The sequence below is a fragment of the Caproiciproducens sp. genome, assembly GCF_053840905.1.
In genome coordinates this window covers 152,526-175,911 of sequence record NZ_JBNLXQ010000003.1, presented here as the reverse complement: position 1 = coordinate 175,911, position 23,386 = coordinate 152,526, and the positions used below count along the sequence as shown (strand labels likewise).

Sequence of the window (23,386 nt, the reverse complement as noted above, 5' to 3'; positions counted from 1 at the left end):
AGATAATAATGAAAAGAGAGGGTAATAACAATGACAACAAAACAGAAAAAATGGATCGCCTCGCTGGCGGTCCTGTCGGGTATTGTGGGAATCACCCCGAATGTCTGCGCGATGCACATTATGGAGGGCTACCTTGCGCCTCAGTATTGTATTGCGTGGGGAGTGCTGTGTATCCCCTTCTTAGTGACCGGATACCTGTCCATCAGCAAAAAGCTGAAGGAAAACAGGAAAAACATCACGCTGCTCGCCATGGCGGGGGCGTTCATCTTCGTGATTTCCTCCCTGAAAATTCCGTCCGTAACGGGCAGCTGTTCCCACATGACGGGCACCGGGCTGGGCGCGATTCTGTTCGGGCCCACGGCCGTCGGCATTTTGGGCATCATCGTCCTGATTTTTCAGGCGATTCTGCTTGCGCACGGCGGACTGACCACGCTGGGGGCCAACACTTTTTCCATGGCCATTGCCGGCCCGCTGCTCAGCTACGGAATTTTCCTGCTGTGCAGAAAGCTGAAAGTGAACCGTTATATCGGCATTTTTCTGGCGGCGTTTCTGGGCGACCTCTTTACTTACTGCGTCACGAGCTTTCAGCTCGCGATCGCCTATCCTTCCGCGGAGGGAGGCGTTATGGCGTCGGTCGGGAAGTTCCTCGGCGTTTTTGCGCCGACACAGCTGCCCCTTGCCGTTCTGGAGGGCATCCTTACCGTCCTGATTATGATCGCGCTGAAAACATACGCTACCCCGGAACTGAAAATGCTGAAGCTGAACATGGAGGAGAAATAAGATGAGTAAGACGAAAAAAACGGTTATCGCGTTGATCATTGCGGCGGTTTTGATCGCTTTTGTTCCGCTGTTCGCTTTAAAGGGCGCGGAATTCGGCGGCTCCGACGACGCGGGCAGCGGCATGGTGGAGCAGATTGCGGGGAACTATGAGCCCTGGTTCACGCCGGTACTGGAAACCGCGATTCACGGGGAGCTGCCGGGCGAAGTGGAAAGCCTTCTGTTTTGCCTGCAGACGGGCATCGGCGTCGGAATCATCGCTTTCCTGATGGGACGCCTGGTCGAACGTAAAAAGTTGACGAACGGTAAGGAGAACGAATGAAGCAGGGAATTCTGATCGTCAGCTTTGGGACCACTTATCGGGAAACCAGAGAAAAAAACATTGAAAAAATCGCTCAGACAGTCCGGGAAGCTTTCCCGGATTGGAGCGTTTATCAGGCGTATTCCAGCAATATTGTGAGAAGTATCCTGGAAAAAAGGGACCATATCATCATCCGCGGTGTAAAAGAGACGCTGCTGCGGATGGAGCGGGACGGAATTACCCGCGCCGCCGTTTTGCCGACTCATTTGATAGACGGTATTGAAAACGGCAAAATGAAGTGTACAATAGAAGAGTGCCGGGAGCTGTTTTCGAAAATAAAAACGGCCCGCGTGCTTCTGGGAAGCGAAGCCGATTACGCGGCCGCCGCCAAAGCGCTGTGGCGGGAAATCGGGGAAGCGGCGGGAAACGACCCCGTGATCCTGATGGGGCACGGTTCCCCGCATGAGGCGGACGGCAGCTATGCAAAACTGGAAAAAGAGCTGCGGGCCTGTTCCGGAAAAGAAATCTACATTGCCACGGTGGAGGGCTCCGCTGCCATTGCGGATGTGATTCAGAAGCTGAACGCCTCCGCCCGGAAAAGGAAGCGCGTGCTGGTGCTGCCGCTGATGCTGGTGGCGGGCGACCACGCGGAAAACGACATGGCGGGGGAAAAGGATTCCTTTGCGTCAAAGCTGAGAGCGGCGGGCTGCGAGCCGGAATGCGTCCTGAAGGGAATCGGCGAATACGAGGGTGTCCGCGAGCTTTATATCAACCATTTAAGAGAGGTAATCGGGTAAAGAGCATGAAAGCAGCGGGAAAAATCATGGCGTTCGTGCTGGGCTTATGCCTTCTTTGCGGATGCGGAACAACAGGGCTCAATACGGCAAATTCCTCCCGGCCCCCGTCTTCGGGCGCCGTTACGTTCACCGACGATCTGGGGGTCCGGGTGACGGTGGACCGCCCGAAAAAGACGGCGGTGCTGTCCGCGAGCTACGCGGACGCCTGGCAGCTGGCGGGCGGAAGCGTCGCGGCCTATACGGACGACGCGAAGGATACGATTCCGATCAAAGAGGACATGCTCAACCTCGGGAAGCTCAATACCCCGAATGTGGAGAGCATGATCGCGGATAAAATCGATTTCGCGATTTTGTCCGGAACGATTTCGGAGCATGTAAAGCTAAAGGATACGCTGGAAAGCGCGGGGATCAAAACCGCTTATTTCAAGGTGGAAACCTTTGAGGATTACGCGAAAATGATGAAAACGCTGACCGACATCACCGGCCGGGCGGACCTGTACCAAAAAAATGTGTCGGATCTGCAGGCGGAGATTCGGAAACAGATTGCCAGAGCGGACGGAAGCCACCCCACGGTGCTGTTCCTGCGGGCGTATTCCACCGGGGTAAAGGCCAAAGGCAGCGACAGCATGACGGGGAAAATGCTGAAGGACCTCGGCTGTGTGAATATCGCCGATCAAAAGGGCAGCCTGCCGGATAACCTGAGCATGGAAGCGATTGTCGCCGCGGACCCGGATTTTATTTTTGTGACGACCATGGGGGAATCCCAGAAAGCCGCGCTCGGCAGGGTCGATCAGCTCCTGACTTCCAATCCCGCGTGGAGCGGGCTGACGGCGGTAAAGGAAAAGCGTTATTATGTTCTGCCGAAGGAGCTGTTTCATTTGAAGCCGAATAAGCGCTGGGGAGAAAGCTATCAGATATTGGCGGACGATTTATATGGAAAAAAGTAGACAATCGGTCAGGGCGCAAAAAAGAATAGCGATCATGCTGCTTCTGCTCCTGCTGACGATGGGAATCGGCATTCTGGGCGGGTCGGCAAAAATATCCCCCGCGGATTTCCGGGAGCTGTTTTCCGGGCGGGAGCTGACGTCCGCCGGACGGATTATCCTTTACGTCCGTCTGCCCCGGGTGGCGGGGGCTGTCGTTGCGGGAATGGCTCTGGCTGTGGCGGGGGCCGTGATCCAGACCGTGCTGAACAATCCGCTCGCCGGGCCGAATATTATCGGCGTGAACGCCGGGGCGGGGTTCGCGGTGGTCCTGTGCGGCATCCTGCTGCCCAAATCGTATGCCGCTCTTCCGGCAGCCGCGTTCGCGGGGGCTTTCGTCACCGTTCTGTTTGTCTTTTACCTTGGGAAAAAGACCGGTTCCTCCAAAATAACGCTGGTCCTTGCGGGCGTCGCGATCAACAGCTTTCTGAACGGGGCGACGGACGCGGTCAACACGTTCAGTGAGGAATCGCTGATTTCGGCCAACCTGTTTAAAATCGGGGGATTAAACGGGGTCAACGCTCAGGTTCTGAAATACGCGTCCGTCCTTGTTGTCGCCGCCGTTCTGGCGGTGCTGCTGTTCCACAACGAGCTGGAAGTGCTGTCGCTGGGCGAAGAAACGGCAAAGACGCTGGGACTGCCGGTTTCCTTTTACCGCTTTCTGTTCCTGATGCTGGCGGCCGTTCTGTCCGGCGCGGCGGTCAGCTTCGCCGGGCTCCTGGGGTTTGTGGGGCTGATTGTTCCCCACATCGCAAGGTTCCTGGTAGGGGAGGAATCGAAATACTTGATTCTGTCCTCCGCCGTTCTGGGCGCGCTGTTCCTGCTGATCTGCGATGATATCGCCAGGACCTGCTTTGCCCCGTTCGAGCTGCCGGTGGGGATCATCCTGTCCTTTGTGGGAGCGCCGTTCTTTGTCTGGCTGCTGTTCCGCCGGAAAAGGGGGAACCGCAATGCTTAGACTGGAGAACGTCTCCGCGGGCTACGGAAAGGTGCCGGTGATCCGGGGGATTAACGCGGAGTTTGAAAAAGGCCGGATCACCACGATCGTGGGGCCGAACGGAAGCGGGAAAAGCACCCTGCTGAAGGCGGCGGTCCATCTCTGCGAGGTGCAGGAGGGGACCGTGTACCTGAAAGGGGAAAAAAGGGAGGAAATCGGAAACCGGGAGTTTGCGCAGCAGGTTTCGTATTTGCCGCAAAGCCACACCGCCGGGGCGATCACCGTCGGCAGAATGGTGCTGCACGGCAGATTCCCCTACCTTTCCTATCCCAGGCATTACGGCAAAGAGGATTATGAGCGCTGCCGCAAAGCGATGGAGAAAATCGGAATCCTGCCGCTGCGGGACAAGAAGGTGGACGAGCTTTCCGGCGGACAGAGGCAGAAGGTCTATCTGGCGATGGCGCTTTCGGGGGAAACGGACGTGTTTCTGTTCGACGAACCGACCACTTATCTGGATATCCGCTATCAGCTGGAGCTGCTGCGGCTGATGGAACAGCTGAAAGGGCAGGGGAAAGCGGTGGTGACGGTTTTGCACGATCTGGATGTCGCCATGCGGGTTTCGGATTCCATAATTGTCATGCAGGACGGAAAAATCGTCCAGACGGGGACCCCGGAGGAAATCCAGTCGGGCGGGATGATCGAAGAGGTTTTCCAGATCACGGCGCAAAGCTTTGTGGATGAAGCGGGGAAAAAGCATTTTTATTTTGAACAGAATCCACAGGAAGGGCAAAGGGAGCAATGAGTAAAATTTTATACGGGATCGGAGTAGGTCCGGGCGACCCGGAACTGCTGACGATCAAGGCGCTGCGGTGTATCGGGGAAAGCGATGTCGTCGTACTTCCGGCAAAAACGCGGGAAGAATGCCGCGCCTATCAGATCGTCAGACAAGCCTGTCCGAAGATAGAGGAAAAGGAAATCGTCTGCCTGCCCTTTCCGATGATTAAGGAAAAAGCGCTGTTAAAAAAGGCGCATGATGAGATTTATGAAAAAATCGACGGCTTTCTGCGGGCGGACAAAACGGTGGCCTTTCTGACCATCGGCGACCCCTGCGTGTACTCCACCTACAGCTATATTCACAGCAGGGTCCTGGAAAGCGGGGGCAGGGCCGTCCTTATCAACGGCGTGCCTTCCTTCTGCGCGGCCGCAGCCGCGCTCGGCGTCTCTCTGGGGGATAATCGGGATGAAATCCATATTATCCCCGCTTCCTACGATATCGGGCATACCCTGAGCCTTCAGGGGACGAAAATCTACATGAAATCCGGGAAAAAGCTGGCGGAGCTGAAGAAAATGCTGGTGGAATTCCCAAAAGCCGACCAGCTGGAGGTTTACGCCGTGTCCAACTGCGGAATGGAAAACGAGACCGTCCGCATCGGGGCGGAAAATCTCGATCCGGAAAGCGGTTATCTGACGATTGTCATCGTAAAGGAAAGGGCCGGAGGGGTCACTGCCGCCAAAACAGACATTTTAAAGGAGAAAGTACTATGAATACCCAAATCAAAGAAAAAAACGGTGTTAAGATAGCGGTGGTGAACAGCGGGGAAACGCTGATTTCCGACGGCCAGTCCGCTCTGGACTGGATGATGTCCGTTCAGTATGAAACGGGCTGCAGCCGCATTGCGCTCAACAAAGAAGCGATTGCCGACGATTTCTTTGTTTTGAGTTCCGGTGTGGCGGGAGAAATTCTGCAGAAATTCATCAATTATCATATTAAATTCGCAGTCTACGGCGATTTTTCAAAATACACCAGCAAACCGCTCAGAGACTTTATTTATGAGAGCAATCAGGGGAGGGATATTTTCTTTGTGCCTACCGAGGAGGATGCCGTGGAAAAGCTCGGCGGCGCATAAATTTATAAATGCTCCTTACAGGCCAGCTCCCTGACCTCCAGCTTGAAGACGGCGACGGCCCTGACGGCGGCGTCCGGGAAATCCCAGTTTCTTTTTTCGGAATAATGCTCCATAATCCGCTGCAGGGCGGCTCTTTTTTCCGTGTCGTCCGTGACGATGCTGACCGTTCCGCCGCCGATCACGCTTTGGTAGCGGAAGGAATAATTACAGGCCGTTTCTGCGCCGGTCACCTGGTGGCCGGTGTCCAGCTCAAAGCCGGCGCGGCCGGTCCGGTTGATCAAATCGATTTTTCTGCCTTCCTTTGCCCCGTGGAAATAGAAGCTCCTTTTTTTCCCTTTGACCTCGTATCCAAAATTGAGGGGAACGATGTAAACCCCGTTTGCGTCGGCAAAACCCAGCCGGCAGCAGTCGCAGGCCATGATGATCCCGTCGATCTTTTGCAAATCCGCGATTTCCCTGTCTTTTCTTCTCATAATGCAGCCTCCGTTTTTATTTTCCAATTTATAGACTTTTTTGAAATTTCCGGCTTCCCATCGGCTAAAAAAGCGCATAGGATCAGAACCGCCCTGTTTTATTCAGATTTCAATCTTTAAAAAATTTCCCATTTCCTGTTGTAAAAAGCCGTTCAATGGACAAAATACTTTCGGAAGTCGATATGATTCGGACTTTCCATGAAGAAGTTCAATAAAACAGGAGATGCAAAGAAATGTATAACGATAATAAAGAATTGCAGGACGCCAAAAAGGCAAATCAGAAAGCGAAGCAGGGCAGTACGTCAGGCTATTCCAATTCGATGGATCCGAACCTTCAGGAAGCCAGACAGCTGAATTCGCAGTCTGCAAATTCCGGCTCCGGCTCCAGCTCCGGAACAAGCGGCACGGAAGAGGCAAAACAGCTGAATCAGAAATCAAGGCAGAACAAACAGTAATTTCCGGCCGTTCCAGCTTTTCAAAAGTCACGCGGGGTGTTTTTTAACGCCGCGCGTGACTTTATTTTATTCGGTCCCCTTGCGTTTGTCCAGAGAATCAGCCGGAAAACGCCCTGCTTCTGCAAAATATTCCGCCGGGATGAAGCGGAACGATTTCGGCTTTCCGCCGATTGGATACATTTTATAACAAATTGATTTTTGAGAGAGATATGTTTATGGATTGTCTCTATAGACAGGGGCAAAGCGGTAGTGTATACTAACAAATAAAATTTATCCGTATGCTTTGTCAGGCACACTTTGAATCCGCTTCAAGGTGTGCTTCTTTTGGGAAGTCCGGGTAAATTGGAGGTATGGAGGTATCTATGAGACATTTGATCGACCCTCTGGATCTGTCAGTCGCGGAAATCGACCGGCTTTTGGATTTGGCGGACAGAATCGCCGAGAATCCAAAAAAATATTCCCAGGTCTGTTCGGGAAAAAAATTAGCGACTTTATTTTATGAGCCTAGTACGCGCACCCGGTTAAGCTTTGAAGCTGCAATGCTTAATATGGGGGGCAGTGTATTAGGCTTTTCTTCTGCGGACAGCAGCTCCGCCTCGAAGGGCGAAAGCGTGGCCGACACCATCCGCGCGGTATCCTGTTATGCCGATATCTGTGCGATCCGCCACCCGAAGGAAGGCGCCCCGTTAAGGGCTTCCGGCTATTCCGGGATCCCGGTCATCAACGCGGGCGACGGCGGGCACCAGCATCCGACGCAGACGCTGACCGATTTAATGACGATCCGGGCGAAAAAACACAGATTGAATCATTTGACAATTGGACTGTGCGGCGATTTAAAATTTGGCCGTACGGTTCATTCTTTAATTAAGGCGCTTTCCAGATACGAGGATATCCGCTTTGTCCTGATTTCCCCCGAAGAGCTCCGGGTGCCGGATTACATCATCGACAATGTCCTGAAGGCGCAGAAGATCCCTTACCGGGAAGTGGAGAATATCGAGAACGTGATTTCCGGGCTCGACATTCTCTATATGACAAGAGTGCAGAAGGAACGCTTTTTCAACGAAGAGGATTACATCCGGTTAAAGGACAGCTATATTCTGACCGCGGCGAAAATGAAAAACGCGAAGCCGGACATGGCCGTTCTGCATCCGCTGCCGCGTGTGAATGAAATTGCGCTGGAGGTGGACGGCGACCCGCGGGCCGCGTATTTCGATCAGGTCCAAAACGGAGTGTACGTGAGGATGGCGCTGATGATGACGCTTCTGGAGGTGGAGCATGCTTAACATTGACAGTTTGGAAAAAGGGATCGTTCTGGACCATATCCGCGCGGGCAGCAGCATGAAAATCTATGATCTGCTGCATCTGGCCAATCTGGACTGCTGCGTCGCCGTGATCAAAAACGCGAAGAGCAGTAAGTTCGGAAAGAAGGACATTATCAAAATCGAGGGAACGGTCGATATCGACCTGGATGTTTTGGGCTATATCGACCATAACATCACCGTCAACATCATTGACGACGGGAAAATTATAGAAAAGAAGCAGCTGGTACTTCCCAAAATCCTTAAAAACGTAATCAAATGCAAAAATCCGAGGTGCATCACAAGCGTGGAGGAAGAAATCGACCATATTTTCCGGCTCACCGACGACAACACCCAGCGGTACCGGTGCGTTTACTGCGAGCAGGAATATCAGGATAAATCGGAGGCTACGGCGGGATAATCCGGCCGTGCTTTTGCACCCGCAGGCCCGGAACCGTTTGTTCCGGACCTGCTTTTCATTCATAAGGGAATCCGGCGGACAAACTTGTTAAATAAACCGACGGACCGCACATTTGAAATTTAATTTTCCTTTTGCCTTTCCCGGTTTACTCAATGCCCCCCCGGTGCTATTCTCATACAGGACCTACAGCAATTCCATTTCCGAGACAAAGCACGTTCCTCCCCCGCCGAAGGCGGGGGAGGAACGCAACTTTGGTGCAGAATCAACTGGAAATACTGTAAAGAATACATAATACAATAGGGAAACAGGAGGAAATCAGGATGCACACAAGAGTGGAAAGCGACTCCATCGGCAGCATGGAAATCCCTTCGGACGCTTATTACGGCGTACAGGCCCTGCGCGCAAAGCAGAATTTTCATATTACCGGGCTTCGGATGAACGACGAATTCATCAACAGCCTGGCGGAAATAAAAAAGGCGGCGGCAGCCACTAACCGCGACACGGGAAATCTGGACCGAAAAATCGCGGAAGCGATCGTCTGCGCGTGCGATGAGATCATCGCGGGAAAATGGCACGATCAGTTTATCGTCGACCCGATTCAGGGCGGCGCGGGTACGTCGGCCAATATGAACGCCAACGAGGTCATCGCCAACCGGGCCGTCGAGCTGCTGCACGGGGTCAGGGGAGACTATTCGCTGGTTCATCCCAACGACCATGTCAACATGTCCCAGTCGACAAACGACGTGTTTCCCACGGCGGCAAAGCTGACGGTGCTGAAGCTGATGCCGAAGATCACGGCCCAGCTGGACAGACTGAGAAAAGCGCTGAACAAAAAGGGAATCGAGTTCGACGGCATTGTCAAAATGGGACGCACACAGCTGCAGGACGCGGTTCCCATCCGCCTGGGCCAGTCTTTCCACGCGTACGCGTCGGTGGTGGACCGCGACGTCAGGCGGCTGGAAAAAGCGGAAAAGGAAATGCAGACCGTCAACATGGGCGGAACGGCGGTCGGGACCGCCATCAATGTCAGCCCCGGTTATCTGGAAAGCATTACGGAAAATATCCGCCGGCTGAGCGGGATCAAGGTGGAGCAGGCGTGCGACCTCATCGACGCCACCCAGAACCTGGACGGGTTTGTCGCGGTTTCCGGCGCCCTGAAAACCTGTGCGGTCAACCTTTCCAAAATGGCGAACGACCTGCGCCTGCTTTCCAGCGGGCCGAAGGCGGGGATCGCGGAGATCAACCTGCCCGCCAAGCAAAACGGTTCCTCCATTATGCCGGGAAAGGTCAACCCGGTCATCCCCGAGGTGGTTACCCAGGTGGCGTTCAATATCATCGGGAACGACGTGGCCGTCACCATGGCCGCCGAAGCCGGGCAGATGGAGCTTAACGCGTTCGAGCCCGTTTTGTTCTACAATCTGTTCGAGTCGCTCACGACTTTGGAAAACGCGGTCGGCACCTTTGTGGACAACTGCGTTTCGGGGATCACCGCCAATGAAAGCCGCTGCAGGGAGCTGCTGGGGCAGAGCGTGGGGATCGCGACGGCGCTTTGTCCGTATATCGGCTACAAAAAGTCCGCGGAAATCGCCAAGCAGGCGCTGCGTACCGGCAGACAGGTGGAGGAGATCGCGCTCGAGGACGGACTCCTCACAAAGCAGAGCCTGGACAGCATCCTCAATCCGAACACGATGACGCAGCCCAGAATGTAAAGGAAAAGGTTGACGCGGCACCCGCCCCGGGGTTAGAATGGGAAAAGAAATTGCGTATCATAAAATGGATGGGGGACCCGGAATGAAGGACTACATTTTAGAGGGCTGCGTCGATTCGGTGGAATCCGCCGCGGCCGCTCAGGCGGGCGGCGCGAACCGTCTGGAGCTGTGCGCCAACCTGATCATCGGCGGCACTACGCCGGACATCAATCTATTCCTTGCGGTGCGGGAAAAGGTTTCCATTCCAATCAATGTGCTGATCCGGCCCCGCTTCGGCGATTTTTGCTATACGGACGACGAATTCGGCATCATCAAGAAGGATGTTGAAATGTTCCGGAAGCACGGCGCGGACGGCGTCGTCATCGGGGTGCTGGAAGCGGACGGCAGCCTCGACCTCCCGAGGATGAAAGAACTGACGGAAGCCGCGGGGAGCATGAACGTCACGCTGCACCGCGCGTTCGACGTCAGCCGGGACCCGTTCCAGACGCTGCAGGACGCGAAGGACCTTCACATCAATACGATCCTGACTTCCGGCCAGAAAAATACCTGCTACGAGGGCCGGCACCTGCTCGCGCAGCTGGTCGAAAAAGCGTCGGGGGAGATCGATATTCTGGTCGGCAGCGGGGTGAACAGCGCGCAGCTTCCGGAGCTGGCCGCCGTGACCAGGGCGAAATCGTTCCATCTTTCCGGCAAGGTCAACGTGCAGAGCGCCATGGCCTATCGCAGGGAGGACGTCAGCATGGGCCTGCCGCTGATGAGCGAATTCATCATCTACCGCACGGATGCGGGCGAAATCGCAAAGGTCAGGGATATTTTACAGAGCCTGTAGGGCGGCCGGATTCCGAACCGGCGCGCCTGTGCTTCTGCTGTAGGGAGACGTGGAATGTTGGACAAAATTGACAGAAAACTCATTATGCTCTTGCAGTCCAATGCAAGGATATCGGTGAAGAGGCTGGCACAGGAGGTTTTTCTGTCCGCCCCGGCGGTGTCGGCCCGGCTGGAACGGCTGGAAAAGCTCGGCGTGGTCGAGGGCTATACGGCTACGGTCGACTATGTAAAGCTCGGCTATCACATCCTCGCGTTTATCAATCTGGAGGTGGCTCCGAGCGAAAAGCCCGCCTTTTATCCGTTTATCCGGCAATGTCCCAACGTGATCGAATGCAACTGCATTACAGGAAATTATTCCATGCTGATCAAAGTCGCGTTTCCCAGCACCGTTGAACTGGATACCTTTATCGGCCAGATCCAGCAGTTTGGGCATACGCAGACTCAGATCGTTTTTTCCACTCCGGTCCCTCACAGGGGGATCGCCCCGGCGGATCCTGCGGAGTAGAACGGATTGATACGGCAGCAGGGGAGCATCCCGCGGCAGCGTCCGCCGGACGCTCTTTTTTTATGAAAAGTTTTTGCTTTATAATGCGGTAGATGGTATAATTAAATAATCACTGTAAAGAGCAGAAATATCCGGCGCCGGGAGCGGCGTTTTGGATATCCGAATATTTTGAAAGACGGGGATTTCAGATGGTAGTAAGGTTCTTGACCTATAATTATTTAATTATGATCGGCATCGTATCGTGGATGCTGGCGCAGCTGATCAAATCGGTCATTTTTCTTTGCAGAAACAAACGGCTCGACTTTAAAACGATCTCCGGCTCCGGCGGAATGCCGAGCGCCCATTCCGCGCTGGTGTGTTCCGTCGCCGTGGGTACGGCGCACGAATACGGCTTTGGCTCCCCGTACTTTTCCCTTGCCTTTACCCTCGCCGTGATCGTCATGTATGACGCCATGGGCGTGCGGCGCGCGGCGGGACAGCAGGCAAAGGCCATCAATGACATTGCGGAATACCTGAAAGAAAACAAATGCAGCCTGCCGGACGGGGGAAAATACCTCAAGGATACCGCCTGCCGGCTGAACGAATCGCTCGGGCATACTCCGCTGGAGGTTTTCGCTGGCGTTGTTCTGGGCGTCTGCGTCGCCGTTGTTTCAATCATCTGGATGCGCTGAATCCGCAGGACTGTAAAAAATGAGAGGGTGCCGTATTGAGTCAAGTCTCGGGGAATACAAGAAAAGATCGGAATATGAGCATTGAGCTGCTGCGGATTCTGCTGATGCTGATGATCGTGACCCTGCATTATCTGGGGCACGGGGGCCTGCTGGACGCGGTTCTCCCGGGCGGCGGAAGATATGTTTTCGTCTGGACGCTGGAAACATTTTCTTACATGGGAGTCAACGGGTTTGTCCTGATCAGCGGCTATTATCTTGCCGGTTCGGATTTTAAAATCAAAAAGCTGATCGCTTTGCTGGTGCAGATCGTTTCCACATCGGCCGCCATCTATCTGATTTTTGCGGCTGCGGGTCTGGCGCCTCTTACGAAGGGGCATCTGTTCGGCGCCTTCTTCCCCGTCATCACGGGAAAATACTGGTTTGCGACCAGCTACATCGCGCTTTACTGCCTGGTTCCTTTCCTGAATATGGTTGTAAAGACGGCGACAAAACAGCAGATGCAGATCCTGGTGGTTCTGCTGAGCGCCATGTTCTGCTCATGGAACGCCTTTTTTCCGCCGCTCACCATTATGAGCACCAACGGCGGCTACAATGTGGTATGGATGGTGTGCCTGTACTTCTTCGCGGCGTATCTGCGGCTTTACTGGGACCGCCGGATCAGCCCGTGCTGGTATCTTGCGGGGGCCGTCCTGTGCTGCGTGTTTGTCGCGTGGAAAAAATGTACGGGCAGCGGCGCTTTTCTGTCCTATGTTTCCGTACCAATCACGCTTGCCTCCATTCTTCTGTTCCTTTTCTTCCGGGGGATTACGATCGAAAACCGGGCTGTGAGCCGGGTGATTTCTTTTGTGTCACCGCTTACGTTCGGGGTCTATCTGATCAGCGACAACATCTGGGTGCGGGGAGTCCTTTACACCAGAATCCTGCGCACCTCTCTCTATTTTGATTCGGCAAAGATCCTTTTTATCATTCCGGCCTCTGTTCTGGCGATTTTTGCCGCCGCCATGCTGCTGGAGCGGATCCGGGCGCTTTTGCTGCAGCCGCTTACGGGGAGCGCAGCCTTTCAGCGGTTCTGCGACCGGGTGGCGGGGCTGAAATTCCTGCGGGGCGGTGCCTCCGGCCAAAGCGGCGGCACCGCCTGAAGCGGAGCGCAAAAATATATGTCCCGGGATGTACATACTGCCTGAAAGCAGCATAGTATAAAGCGGAGAACGTTCCCCCAAAACGATATGTTAGGTGGATGATATGTATAACCTTCAGAGTGGCGCTTGTGGTTCCTGGGATTCCTGCTCCGCAGAAAGAAGACAAGTTGCCTTAAACGCATCAAGCGGCGGGGTCGGCCCGCTGCCGATTATCACCACATTATTTGCCGAGCCGCTTAACGTGGTGTCCACCACCATAGACACAAGCGGCATGCGTCCTACGAACAATCTGCTTCATTTCAGCAGCATCATCAATTTGCCTCTCGGAATTTCCGTAACGCTGAACTTCCAGATCCGCCGTTCCGGCAGGGACGGTTCTGCCGGCGTAGGCTCCACGTACACCTTCTCGACGATTGTCGATGTTCTTGAGGCGGAATCCTTCAGCTTCCAGTTCCTGGATGAAGCGGTGGAGCCCGGTTTCTACACCTATTCCGTTGAACTGTCGACCAATTCCATTATTGATGTGACGCCGGGCGCGACGGTTGGAAACGCGGTACTCAGCGTCCTTGCGGTAGCGGATTAACTTTCAGCCGGTTTTGCGGCCGACCGCGCTCAGCCGTGCAATGGCTGCCGGAAACGGATCGCGGCGGAAAGTAAGGTCCAGTGGAAATACTAAACAGGAAAACAGCCGCCCTCTAAATGAAAGTTTACTGGGTGACTGTTTTTTTATTTTCATGCGGCTCCGGGTCCGTCCGCTTCCGGAAAACCGTGCCGCCCCGGTGGGAAAAGCATTTGACAGAACGGGGAAATCGTGTAAAATATAGGATAGATCAAAATGGGCCGGTAACGCTGAAAATGCGTTTGGCATGACTTTTTTTAAAATTGCTGAGAAAGGATATAACAATGAAAAATTTTACTTTTTATTCCCCTACAGAAGTAATTTTTGGCAAAGATACCGAGCTACAGGCCGCCGATGAAATCAAAAAGCACGGCGGCACGCGCGTTCTTGTTGTTTACGGCGGAAACAGCGTGGTGAAAAGCGGCCTTTTGGAGCGCGTGGAGAAAGCGCTCAAAGAAGGGGGCCTGCCGTTCCTTTCCGTCGGAGGGGTCGTTCCGAATCCCCGTCTCTCTTTTGCCAGGGACGGCGTCAGGAAGGCGAAGGAGTTCGGCGCAGACTTTATTTTGGGCGTCGGCGGCGGCAGCGTGATCGATACGGCGAAGGCGATCGCCCACGGCGCTGCGAATCCGGACACCGATCTCTGGCTTTTCTGGACAAAACAGGCCGTGCTTACCAAAAGCAGCCCCGTCGGCGCGATCCTGACTATTTCCGCCGCGGGAAGCGAAACCAGCGATTCGGCGGTGCTTACCAATTGGGAAACGGGGGAAAAGCGCGGACTCAATACGCCGTTTAACCGGCCGAAGTTCGCCATTATGAATCCGGAGCTGACCTACACGCTTCCGCCGTTCCAGCTTTCCTGCGGAATCGTGGATATCATGATGCATACGATGGACCGCTATTTTACGCTGACGGAGGGAAACGAGCTTACGGATGAGATTGCGGAAGCCCTTCTGCGCGTAGTGATCAAAAACGGGCCCGCCGCGAAGGAGAATCCCCGCGACTACGGCGCGATGAGCGAACTGATGTGGTGCGGCAGCCTTTCCCACAACGGATTGACCGGCCTTGGCGCGGTGATCGATTTTGCCCCGCATCAGCTCGGACATGAACTAAGCGGAAAATTCGACGTGGCGCACGGCGCCAGCCTTTCCACGATCTGGGGTTCCTGGGCGAGATACTGCTATCGGACAAAGCCGGAGCGCTTTGTGCGTTTTGCGGAAAAGGTATGGGGAATCCATGGGAACGGCGCCGAAGAAACAGCCAACGCCGCGATTGAGAAAACGGTCGCCTTCTTTGCCTCGCTGCAGATGCCCACCTGCTTTACGGAGCTTGGAATCGGCGTGCAGAGCGACGAGGTTCTGGGGCAGCTGGCGGACAGCTGTGTGTTCTATGGCAAGCGCAAGGTCGGAGGGTTCAGGGCTTTGGACCGCGACGACGTTTTTCGGATTTATAAAATGGCAAACCGCTGAAATCGGGGAACTCGGCAAGACTACCTAAGGGAGGAATATATATGAACAAAACGGAGAAAAATCAGTTGCAGAAACTGGCGTGCAAAGTGAGAATGGGAGCGATCGAGGGCGTATACAACGCGAAATCGGGGCATCCGGGCGGAAGCCTTTCGGCGGCCGATCTTTTTACCTACCTTTATTTTAAGGAAATGAAAATCGACCCCAAAAATCCGAAGGAGGAAAACAGGGACCGCTTTGTGCTTTCCAAGGGACACTGCGCGCCGGGCCTCTACGCCACCCTTGCCCTGAGGGGCTATTTCCCGATGGAGGAAATGAAGAAGCTGCGCCATATCGGCTCCATGCTTCAGGGACATCCGGATATGAAGGGAACCCCCGGTGTCGATATGAGCACCGGATCGCTCGGGCAGGGCGTTTCCGCCGCCTGCGGCATGGCCGCCGCCGGGAAAATGGATCATAAGGACTACCGCGTGTACTCCATTCTGGGAGACGGCGAAATCGAAGAGGGCCAGGTTTGGGAAGCGGCCATGTTTGCGGCCCACCACAAGCTGGACAACCTCTGCCTGATTGTGGACAACAACGGACTGCAGATCGACGGTTCCGTCGCCGAGGTTGGCGGGCCGGAGCCGATCGATGAAAAATTCCGTTCCTTCGGTTTTGACGTTCAGGTCATCAACGGACACGATTTTGATGAAATCGAAGCTGCGTTCAACCACGCAAAGACCGTCAAAGGCCGTCCGAGCGCGATTATTGCCAAGACGGTCAAGGGAAAAGGCGTGTCCTTTATGGAAAATCAGGTGGGCTGGCACGGCACCGCCCCGAACACGGAACAGTATGAGACGGCAATGCAGGACCTGAACAGGGTGCTGTCCGGATTGGAGGCGGAATAAATGGCTGAGATGGTAAAAAAGGCAACAAGAGAAAGCTACGGCGAAGCGCTGGCGGAGCTGTCTGAAAAATATCCGCAGGTGGTCGTGCTGGACGCCGACCTTGCCGCGGCGACCAAGACGGGCGTGTTCAAAAAAGCCTGTCCGGACCGTTTTATCGACTGCGGCATTTCGGAGTGCAACATGGTGGGCGTGGCCGCGGGCCTCGCGGCCTGCGGGAAGATCCCGTTCGCCACTTCCTTCGCCATGTTTTCGGCGGGCCGCGCCTTTGAGCAGGTGCGCAATTCCGTCGGCTATCCGAAGCTGAATGTCAAAATCGTCGGTTCGCACGCGGGCATTTCCGTCGGCGAGGACGGCGCGACCCATCAGTGCAACGAGGATATCGCGCTGATGCGGACGATCCCCGGTATGGTCGTGCTCAATCCGGCCGATCACTACGAAATGAAAGCCGCCGTCAAAGCGGCGATCGAGCATCACGGCCCGGTCTATCTCCGCCTCGGAAGGCTGGCGGTGGAGAGCTTCAACAACGCCGACGACTACCGGTTTGAGCTGGGAAAGGGCATTACCCTGCGCGACGGCAGGGATATCACCATCGTGGCCACCGGCCTGATGGTTTCCCGCGCGCTGAAGGCGGTCAGGACGCTGGAGGAACAGGGCGTCGACGCAAGGCTTATCAATATCCATACGATCAAGCCGCTTGACCGCGAGCTGATTGTAAAGGCCGCGAAGGAAACCGGAAAAATCATTACCGTAGAGGAACACAACGTCATCGGCGGACTGGGCGACGCGGTGTGCGGCGCTGTCTGCGAAGCGTTCCCCGTTCCGGTGATCAAGGTCGGCGTGAACGACGTCTACGGCCATTCCGGCCCGGCGGTCGACCTGCTTGACGAGTTCGGCCTGAACGCCGACCATATTGTCGAGGTGACAAAGAAAGCGCTTCAGAAATAACACGAAGTCAGAATGGGATAGCAATCTGTGAGGGCGGCCGGAATTTCCGGCCGCCTCTGTTCATATTGTCTGGTCCCCGAAAATATGATAGAATACAATCGGTTTCCGATGGGAAGATATTTTCAAAGGGTGTTGTGAATGAATTATGACGATCTGATTACGCTTACCACTGACGTGGGCTGCCTTCTGCTGGCAAACGGCGCCGAAATCTACCGTGTGGAGGAATCCATGCAGCGTATTTTCCGCGCTTACGGGGTCGATACGGGTGAAATTTTTGCGATCCCCACCTGTATCAACGTGACCATCACCACGCCGGCGGGCAAGCCGGTTACCCTGATCCGGCGTATCCCCGTGCGGGGGACCAACCTTGACAAGGTGGAAAGGGGAAACGACCTTTGCCGCCGGATCTGCCGCGACCGTCCGGATTTTAAAGCGGTGCGCCGCGAGCTGGATCAGATCGAGCGCCGCCCGGTTTACGGGCTGTTGTTTCAGATTCTCGCGTTTGCGATGGTCGCGTTTTTCTTTACGCTGTTTTACGGCGGGGATTTTACCGACGCGTACTGGGCTATGCTCTGCGGCGCGGCCATTAAAATCGTGTGCCACCATATGAACCGCTTTCACGCCAACCCCTTTTTCGTGAATATCGTCGCCAGTTTTGCGGCCGCGGCGCTCGCAATGCTTGCGGCGCAGTTCAATTTCGCGCTGGATACGGATAAGGTCATCATCGGCGCGCTGATGAACCTTGTCCCCGGAATCGCCATTACCAGCTTTATGCGCGACCTGATCGCCGGGGACCTGATGGCGGGGCTGATCCGCTTTACGGAAAGCGTGCTGGTCGCCACCGCGATCGCCATCGGGGCAGGCATTGCGCTCACGATGACGCGCATGATATGGGGGGTGTAGCACTATGAATTTTTTACCGTGCCTTTGGGCGTTCTGCGCCTGCGTTCCCTTCGGGGCCGTGATGAACCTTCGTGGGAAAACCCTGATTTTCGCGTCGGTTGGCGGCGGGATCGGCTGGGTTTTCTATCTGCTGAGCAGCCCCGTCCAAAACGATATCATGCAGTATTTTATCGCAACGATCGCGATTTCCGTCTACGCCGAAATGATGGCGAGGATTCTCAAAATGCCGGTGACGGGTTTTCTGCTCGTCTCGCTTCTTCCCATGGTGCCGGGAGGCGGCATTTATTATACCATGGAATACTGCGTTATCGGAAACAACTCCATGTTTATTGAAACCGGGCTGCACACACTGGGTATTGCCGGCGCGCTGGCAATGGGAATCCTGCTGGTTTCCTCCATTGTCAGGCTGTGGACGACGGTGGCAGCGCAAAATAAAAAAGTCTAAAGCGTCAGCAGATCATAATCATACTGCGTTTCCGTATCAAATCCGCTTGTTATGTACAGCTGGCAGGCGGTGCGGTTGGTGCTGCCGACCTCCAGCGTAATCTTTCCGTCCCGCGGCATCAGCCGTTCCAGCAGCAGGCTCAGCATTTCGCGTCCGTAGCCTTTGCCCTGGTATTTCGGCGCAATACCGAGTCCGAAAATGGAGCTGTTTCCGTTTTCCGTGCTGACGTTGCACAGCCCGATCGGTTCGTTTCCCAAAAAAGCGGAGTAAACGTTCATTGCGGGGGACTCCAGCGCTTTTTTCATAATGGACACGGATTCTCCCGGACTGTTGCCGAACAGCTCGGAATCCAGCGCGGCCAATCGGGGAATATCCGCCTCGCAGGGAGTTTCCAGCCGGAGGGTACCGGCCGGTTTGCAGAATCTGGCACGGTCAAACGCCAGTAAATATTCCGAATGGGAAGGAACGGCCGCGAGCGTTCCCAATACGCGCTTTGCGTCCGCGCCGCGGGGCTCGTGTACGAAAAGCACCCGGTGAATTCCCTGTTTGGCAAGTGTTTGCGCGGCTTTTTGGAACAGCAGAGTGAAAGCGCCCCTTTGCCGGAATTTGGGCAGCGTGTACGCCGAAACCTCCGCTTCCCCCTCCAATATCATAAAGAGGGACAGGAAAGCAATGAGCCGGTCTCCCTCATACGACAGATAAAAGCAGTCGGCGCGGGGGTCAAGATTGAGTTCGCCGGACAGGAATACGGAGCGTTTCAGCCCCTCGTGCTCCTGACAGATTGTTTCCAGCTCCCGTACCTTTTGAATTTGCTCTTCGGTCAGTACATTGGTCTGTATGCAGTTTATTTCCATCACATCTTTCTTTTTTTATTCGAACCGTTCGCGTATCGCGCCGGTGATGATTTCCAGCGCCTGGATGCGCCCGTATTTTTTATCCTGGGATTCAATGATGTGCCACGGGGCGAACTGGGTCGAGGTGTACTGCAGCATGTCGTTGACAGCGGTTTCGTATTCCTCCCATTTGGAGCGGTTGCGCCAGTCCTCGTCCGTGATCTTCCACTGCTTGGACGGCGTGTCCTGCCGGTCCTGAAAGCGTTTCAGCTGTTCGTCCCTGTCGATCTGCAGCCAGAATTTGACGATCACCGCGCCCCAGTCGTGAAGCTGGTCCTCAAACTCGTTGATTTCACGGTAAGCCCTTTGCCAGTCCTCCGCCGTACAGAAGCCTTCGATCCGTTCCACCATGACGCGCCCGTACCAGGAACGGTCAAACACCGCGATGTGTCCGTCCTTGGGCAGGTTTTTCCAAAAACGCCACAGGTAGTGGCGGGCGGCCTCCTCCCGGCTCGGCGCCGCGATGGGGACCACCTCGTAGCCTCTCGGGTCGAGCGCCTGCGCAAGACGGCGGATGTTCCCGCCCTTTCCGGCGGCATCCCATCCCTCGTAGACGATGACGACGGGTACTTTTTTCCGGTACAGCTTTCCGTGCAGCGCGCTCAGCTCGTCCTGAAGCCCGCGCAGGCGGGGCTTGTAGCTTTTTTCATCCAGCGTTTTGTCGAGGGGGATTTCCGCGAGCTTCGGCATCGGCAGCAGCGGAAAATTCCCCGGATCGACGGCCGGATTTTCGTTGGAAACGGTCGGCGCGGCTTTTGACTGGGGTTTCAGGGCGGCGTTGATGCAGTCGACCACGACGGTGCGGAAAATTTCCAGCTCCGCGGCGGTTTTGTCCGTGCAGGGGACGACGTGCCACGGCGCGTTTTCCGTGGAGGTGTATTCCAGCATCTCGTCAAACACCTGATAATACTCCTCGTACCGGCGGTTGCGTTTCCAGTCGGTCTCCGTTACGCGCCATGCCGTGTTTTTGGAGCTTTCCAGCTGTTCAAACCGTTTTTTCTGCTCCTTTTTGCCGATGTGGAGAAAAAATTTAATGATCAGGTATCCGCTGTCCGTCAGCTGGCGCTCAAAGGTTATGATATCGTCCATACGGCGCAGGTTTTCCGCATCGCCGACGCTGTCCTCCAGCTTCGCGACCGAAACGTCCCGGTACCAGCTCCGGTCGAGCACGGAGATTTTGCCCTGCTCGGGAATGTTCAGCCAGTGCCGCCACAAAAGCGGCTCCCGCTTTTCCCGCTCCGACGGTTCCGTAACGGAATGCACCTTGAACCCGCGGGGGTCGAAATTCAGGATCAGGCTGGAAATCAGGCTGCCTTTTCCGGCCGCGCCCCAGCCTTCAAAAAGAATGATGACCGGCAGCTTGCTCTGCTTGATCGGCTGCTGCAGGGCGGCCAGCGCCGCTTTCAGCTCCTTTGCCCGCTGTTTGCCGTCCTTTTCGGATATTTCCGCTTTCTTGTCTGCTTTTTCCAGCATAGGGACACCTCCTGCCTTTCTACTGATTATATACTAAAATTCATCAAAAACAAATATAACTTTGACGAAATTACCGATAAACACCCGCCCGGAAAGTGCCCGGCTGCTCTTCACTATTGAATACGTATGTGGTATAATAAAACGGATATTATGGGTTGCTCCGGCAATGGCGCGGGATACGCCGGCGGCACGAAAACCGGCGGAACAGGGGGCGGAAAACATGGTCATACTCGGAATAGATCCCGGATACGCCATTGTGGGCTACGGAGTCATCCGCGCGGACCGCGGCAGGTTCCAGCCGCTGGAGCACGGCGCGGTCGTCACGAAGGCGGGAGAGGATTTCAACCGCCGCCTGGAAATCATTTACGATTCGCTGGAAAAGGTAATCGCTCACTGGAAGCCCGAAGCCGTAGCCATCGAAAAGCTGTATTTTCAGAACAATCAGAAAACGGCCATCGGCGTGGCGGAGGCCAGGGGCGTCATCCTTCTTGCGGCGCAGAAGGCGAGAGTCGAGGTCTTTGAGTATACGCCGCTGCAGGTAAAAATGGCGGTTACCGGCTACGGGCAGGCGATGAAGCCGCAGGTGATGGAGATGACCAGGCGCCTGCTCTGCCTGAAAGAGGTGCCGAAGCCGGACGATACCGCGGACGCGCTTGCCATGGCGATCTGTCACGGGCAGGCGGCGGGTTCCGTTTTCCGCCGGCGGATGCTGACCCGTTCGGACTGTTTCAAATAAAGGAAAAACAGGAGCAGGAAAATGTTCTACAGTTTAAAGGGAAAGTTAATCCATATGGAGCCGGGGCTCGCGGTGGTGGAGTGCGGCGGAGTCGGCTTCAAGTGCCTGACGACGCTCAGCACCCAGCGCGCGCTGCCCGCCCTTGGGGAGCAGGTCACGCTGTACACGCACCTGAACGTGCGCGAGGACGCGCTGGACCTTTTCGGCTTCGCGACCCTGGGCGAGCTGAACTGCTTTAAAATGCTCACGGGCGTCAGCGGAGTCGGCCCGAAGGTCGGCCTCGCGATCCTTTCCGAGCTTGCCCCGGAACAGGTCGCCATGGCGGTCGCCACCGGGGACAGCAAGACCCTTACCCGCGCGAGCGGGGTGGGCGCGAAGCTCGCGCAGCGCATTACGCTGGAGCTGAAAGACAAGGTAAAAGGATTGCAGACCGGCGGGGCGGCGTTTGCCCCCGCGGGAATCGTCTCCGCCTCGTCCAACGCGGCCGCGGCGGTCAACGCGCTGACCGTGCTCGGCTATTCGCCCACGGACGCCGCGGCGGTGGTCGGACGCTTTGACAGCGCCCTGCCGGTGGAAGAGCTCATCCGCCAGTCGCTGAAGGCGATGGGCGGCGGCATGAAATAATTTTTTTACTTAATAGAAGATAAATATAACACAAACAGGGACTATAAAAGAGAAGTAAAACAAAAGAGCCAATGAGAATAAGGGAATCCCCGAAATGCAGAAGGAGGGAGAACCGGAAGTTGAATTACGAAGACAATACAAACGACTATGATTTTGAAAACCGTATGGTGGCACCGGAGTACGCGCCGGAGGACGCCGAAGTGGAAAATCCGCTCCGGCCGAAGGTGCTTTCGGAATATATTGGACAGGATAAGGTAAAAGAGAATCTTTCCGTCTTTATCGAAGCGGCAAAGCAGCGCCGGGAGTCGCTGGACCATGTTTTGCTCTACGGCCCGCCGGGGCTGGGCAAGACGACGCTCGCCGGAATCATCGCGAACGAGCTGAACGTGAACCTGCGCATCACGTCCGGCCCCGCGATCGAAAAGCCGGGCGATCTGGCGGCGCTTCTGACCAATCTGAACCCGGGCGACGTTTTGTTCATCGACGAGGTGCACCGCCTTTCCCGCAGCGTGGAGGAAATCCTGTACCCCGCCATGGAGGACTACGCGCTGGATATCATTACGGGCAAGGGCCAGATGGCGGCCTCCTATCATCTGCCGCTGCCGAAATTCACGCTGGTCGGGGCGACCACCCGCGCCGGGCAGCTTTCTGCACCTTTGCGCGACCGGTTCGGCGTCGTGCTCCGGCTGGAGATGTATTCCCCGCAGGAGCTTGCCCGGATCGTGACCCGCAGCGCGAAAATACTGGAAATCCCGATCGAGGCGGACGGCGCGCTGGAAATCGCCTCGCGCTCGCGCGGCACGCCGCGGATCGCCAACCGGCTTTTAAAGCGTGTGCGCGACTTCGCGCAGATCATCAGCGACGGCGTGATCACCTACCATTCGGCGAAGGTCGGCCTCGACCGGCTGGAAATCGACGAAATCGGGCTGGACGCGAACGACCGGAGGATGCTGAGCACGCTGATCCGCTTTTACAACGGCGGGCCGGTCGGGCTGGAAACGCTGGCCGCCGCCATCGGCGAGGAAGCTGTGACCATTGAGGATATCTACGAACCCTATCTGATGCAGATCGGCTTTTTAAGCCGCACCCCCCGCGGGCGCTGTGCCACTCACGCGGCGTACCTGCACCTTGGCCTGACCCCGCCGGGGCAGGAGGACAGTCAGCAAAAACTGTTCTGAAATCAACATAAAACAT

Annotated in this window: 28 protein-coding genes; 25 read left to right on the top strand and 3 right to left on the bottom strand. The window is 55.6% G+C overall.

All coding sequences use genetic code 11. The features are described from left to right. Window positions 1-30 precede the first annotated feature (30 nt). The 8 genes from ACQGQ5_RS04030 to ACQGQ5_RS03995 are packed head-to-tail and all read left to right on the top strand — an operon-like array spanning window position 31 to window position 5,702. A complete protein-coding gene (locus tag ACQGQ5_RS04030) occupies window positions 31-780 on the top strand; it encodes an energy-coupling factor ABC transporter permease (RefSeq protein ID WP_455735304.1) in 750 nt (249 codons plus the stop codon). 1 nt (window position 781) lies between these two features. After that, window positions 782-1,099, top strand: coding sequence for an energy-coupling factor ABC transporter substrate-binding protein (locus ACQGQ5_RS04025; protein WP_455735303.1), 318 nt, complete (start codon window positions 782-784; stop codon window positions 1,097-1,099). Continuing rightward, window positions 1,096-1,875: a sirohydrochlorin cobaltochelatase gene (locus tag ACQGQ5_RS04020; RefSeq protein WP_455735302.1), complete on the top strand. Its 780-nt coding sequence runs from the start codon at window positions 1,096-1,098 to the stop codon at window positions 1,873-1,875. Before ACQGQ5_RS04025 ends, ACQGQ5_RS04020 begins: the two co-directional genes overlap by 4 nt. A 5-nt stretch (window positions 1,876-1,880) precedes the next feature. Then, a complete protein-coding gene (locus tag ACQGQ5_RS04015) occupies window positions 1,881-2,822 on the top strand; it encodes an ABC transporter substrate-binding protein (protein ID WP_455735301.1) in 942 nt (313 codons plus the stop codon). Further along, on the top strand, window positions 2,809-3,816 hold the full coding sequence (locus ACQGQ5_RS04010) for a FecCD family ABC transporter permease (protein WP_455735300.1): 1,008 nt from the start codon (window positions 2,809-2,811) through the stop codon (window positions 3,814-3,816). The genes ACQGQ5_RS04015 and ACQGQ5_RS04010 overlap by 14 nt, the downstream gene beginning before the upstream one ends. Next, entirely contained in the window at window positions 3,809-4,597 is a 789-nt protein-coding gene (locus ACQGQ5_RS04005; protein ID WP_455735299.1) for an ABC transporter ATP-binding protein, read from the top strand. Before ACQGQ5_RS04010 ends, ACQGQ5_RS04005 begins: the two co-directional genes overlap by 8 nt. Continuing rightward, window positions 4,594-5,340 (top strand): precorrin-2 C(20)-methyltransferase, encoded by a 747-nt coding sequence (cobI, locus tag ACQGQ5_RS04000; protein ID WP_455735298.1) that lies wholly within the window; start codon window positions 4,594-4,596, stop codon window positions 5,338-5,340. The genes ACQGQ5_RS04005 and cobI overlap by 4 nt, the downstream gene beginning before the upstream one ends. Beyond that, the gene (locus tag ACQGQ5_RS03995; RefSeq protein WP_455735297.1) at window positions 5,337-5,702 is read left to right on the top strand and encodes a DUF4180 domain-containing protein; all 366 of its coding nucleotides are present in this window, start codon (window positions 5,337-5,339) and stop codon (window positions 5,700-5,702) included. Before cobI ends, ACQGQ5_RS03995 begins: the two co-directional genes overlap by 4 nt. A 2-nt stretch (window positions 5,703-5,704) precedes the next feature. On the opposite strand, the gene ACQGQ5_RS03990 is transcribed toward ACQGQ5_RS03995, so the two are convergent. Continuing rightward, the gene (locus ACQGQ5_RS03990) at window positions 5,705-6,175 is read right to left on the bottom strand and encodes a pyridoxamine 5'-phosphate oxidase family protein (RefSeq protein ID WP_455735296.1); all 471 of its coding nucleotides are present in this window, start codon (window positions 6,173-6,175) and stop codon (window positions 5,705-5,707) included. 233 nt (window positions 6,176-6,408) lie between these two features. Between ACQGQ5_RS03990 and ACQGQ5_RS03985 the strand changes: the two genes are divergently transcribed. The 14 genes from ACQGQ5_RS03985 (at window position 6,409) to ACQGQ5_RS03920 (ending at window position 18,466) form a co-directional block, all read left to right on the top strand. Continuing rightward, window positions 6,409-6,630: a hypothetical protein gene (locus ACQGQ5_RS03985; RefSeq protein ID WP_455735295.1), complete on the top strand. Its 222-nt coding sequence runs from the start codon at window positions 6,409-6,411 to the stop codon at window positions 6,628-6,630. A gap of 362 nt (window positions 6,631-6,992) precedes the next feature. Continuing rightward, entirely contained in the window at window positions 6,993-7,913 is a 921-nt protein-coding gene (pyrB, locus tag ACQGQ5_RS03980) for an aspartate carbamoyltransferase (protein ID WP_455735294.1), read from the top strand. Beyond that, on the top strand, window positions 7,906-8,349 hold the full coding sequence (locus ACQGQ5_RS03975; RefSeq protein WP_455735293.1) for an aspartate carbamoyltransferase regulatory subunit: 444 nt from the start codon (window positions 7,906-7,908) through the stop codon (window positions 8,347-8,349). Before pyrB ends, ACQGQ5_RS03975 begins: the two co-directional genes overlap by 8 nt. A 320-nt stretch (window positions 8,350-8,669) precedes the next feature. Beyond that, a complete protein-coding gene (locus tag ACQGQ5_RS03970) occupies window positions 8,670-10,058 on the top strand; it encodes an aspartate ammonia-lyase (RefSeq protein WP_455735292.1) in 1,389 nt (462 codons plus the stop codon). Between the two features lie 82 nt (window positions 10,059-10,140). Further along, window positions 10,141-10,887, top strand: a complete 747-nt coding sequence (locus ACQGQ5_RS03965) for a copper homeostasis protein CutC (protein ID WP_455735291.1) — start codon at window positions 10,141-10,143, stop codon at window positions 10,885-10,887. A gap of 57 nt (window positions 10,888-10,944) precedes the next feature. Continuing rightward, window positions 10,945-11,391 (top strand): Lrp/AsnC family transcriptional regulator, encoded by a 447-nt coding sequence (locus tag ACQGQ5_RS03960; protein ID WP_455735431.1) that lies wholly within the window; start codon window positions 10,945-10,947, stop codon window positions 11,389-11,391. Between the two features lie 188 nt (window positions 11,392-11,579). Next, window positions 11,580-12,062: a divergent PAP2 family protein gene (locus ACQGQ5_RS03955; RefSeq protein WP_455735290.1), complete on the top strand. Its 483-nt coding sequence runs from the start codon at window positions 11,580-11,582 to the stop codon at window positions 12,060-12,062. 74 nt (window positions 12,063-12,136) lie between these two features. Further along, on the top strand, window positions 12,137-13,201 hold the full coding sequence (locus ACQGQ5_RS03950; protein WP_455735289.1) for an acyltransferase family protein: 1,065 nt from the start codon (window positions 12,137-12,139) through the stop codon (window positions 13,199-13,201). Between the two features lie 103 nt (window positions 13,202-13,304). After that, window positions 13,305-13,784, top strand: a complete 480-nt coding sequence (locus ACQGQ5_RS03945) for a DUF4489 domain-containing protein (protein WP_455735288.1) — start codon at window positions 13,305-13,307, stop codon at window positions 13,782-13,784. 320 nt (window positions 13,785-14,104) lie between these two features. Beyond that, window positions 14,105-15,286, top strand: coding sequence for an iron-containing alcohol dehydrogenase (locus tag ACQGQ5_RS03940; RefSeq protein WP_455735287.1), 1,182 nt, complete (start codon window positions 14,105-14,107; stop codon window positions 15,284-15,286). A 41-nt stretch (window positions 15,287-15,327) separates the two neighbouring features. After that, entirely contained in the window at window positions 15,328-16,173 is an 846-nt protein-coding gene (locus tag ACQGQ5_RS03935; protein WP_455735286.1) for a transketolase, read from the top strand. Beyond that, window positions 16,174-17,118, top strand: coding sequence for a transketolase family protein (locus ACQGQ5_RS03930; protein ID WP_455735285.1), 945 nt, complete (start codon window positions 16,174-16,176; stop codon window positions 17,116-17,118). A gap of 138 nt (window positions 17,119-17,256) precedes the next feature. Then, a complete protein-coding gene (locus ACQGQ5_RS03925; RefSeq protein ID WP_455735284.1) occupies window positions 17,257-18,021 on the top strand; it encodes a threonine/serine exporter family protein in 765 nt (254 codons plus the stop codon). 4 nt (window positions 18,022-18,025) lie between these two features. Next, window positions 18,026-18,466 (top strand): threonine/serine exporter family protein, encoded by a 441-nt coding sequence (locus tag ACQGQ5_RS03920; RefSeq protein WP_455735283.1) that lies wholly within the window; start codon window positions 18,026-18,028, stop codon window positions 18,464-18,466. Here the strand turns inward: ACQGQ5_RS03920 and ACQGQ5_RS03915 are convergent. Both ACQGQ5_RS03915 and pap read right to left on the bottom strand, forming a co-directional pair. Continuing rightward, complete coding sequence (locus ACQGQ5_RS03915; protein WP_455735282.1) at window positions 18,463-19,320, bottom strand: GNAT family N-acetyltransferase; 858 nt, start codon at window positions 19,318-19,320, stop codon at window positions 18,463-18,465. The two genes, ACQGQ5_RS03920 and ACQGQ5_RS03915, sit on opposite strands and share 4 nt — an antisense overlap. A 15-nt stretch (window positions 19,321-19,335) precedes the next feature. Then, the gene (gene pap, locus ACQGQ5_RS03910) at window positions 19,336-20,832 is read right to left on the bottom strand and encodes a polyphosphate:AMP phosphotransferase (RefSeq protein WP_455735281.1); all 1,497 of its coding nucleotides are present in this window, start codon (window positions 20,830-20,832) and stop codon (window positions 19,336-19,338) included. 220 nt (window positions 20,833-21,052) lie between these two features. On the opposite strand from pap, the gene ruvC reads away from it, so the two are divergent. From ruvC to ruvB, 3 genes are all read left to right on the top strand, one after another. Next, a complete protein-coding gene (ruvC, locus tag ACQGQ5_RS03905) occupies window positions 21,053-21,568 on the top strand; it encodes a crossover junction endodeoxyribonuclease RuvC (RefSeq protein WP_455735280.1) in 516 nt (171 codons plus the stop codon). Window positions 21,569-21,589: 21 nt separating this feature from the next. After that, the gene (gene ruvA / locus ACQGQ5_RS03900) at window positions 21,590-22,192 is read left to right on the top strand and encodes a Holliday junction branch migration protein RuvA (protein WP_455735279.1); all 603 of its coding nucleotides are present in this window, start codon (window positions 21,590-21,592) and stop codon (window positions 22,190-22,192) included. Window positions 22,193-22,356: 164 nt separating this feature from the next. Further along, window positions 22,357-23,370 (top strand): Holliday junction branch migration DNA helicase RuvB, encoded by a 1,014-nt coding sequence (ruvB, locus tag ACQGQ5_RS03895; RefSeq protein WP_275716381.1) that lies wholly within the window; start codon window positions 22,357-22,359, stop codon window positions 23,368-23,370. Window positions 23,371-23,386 lie beyond the last annotated feature (16 nt).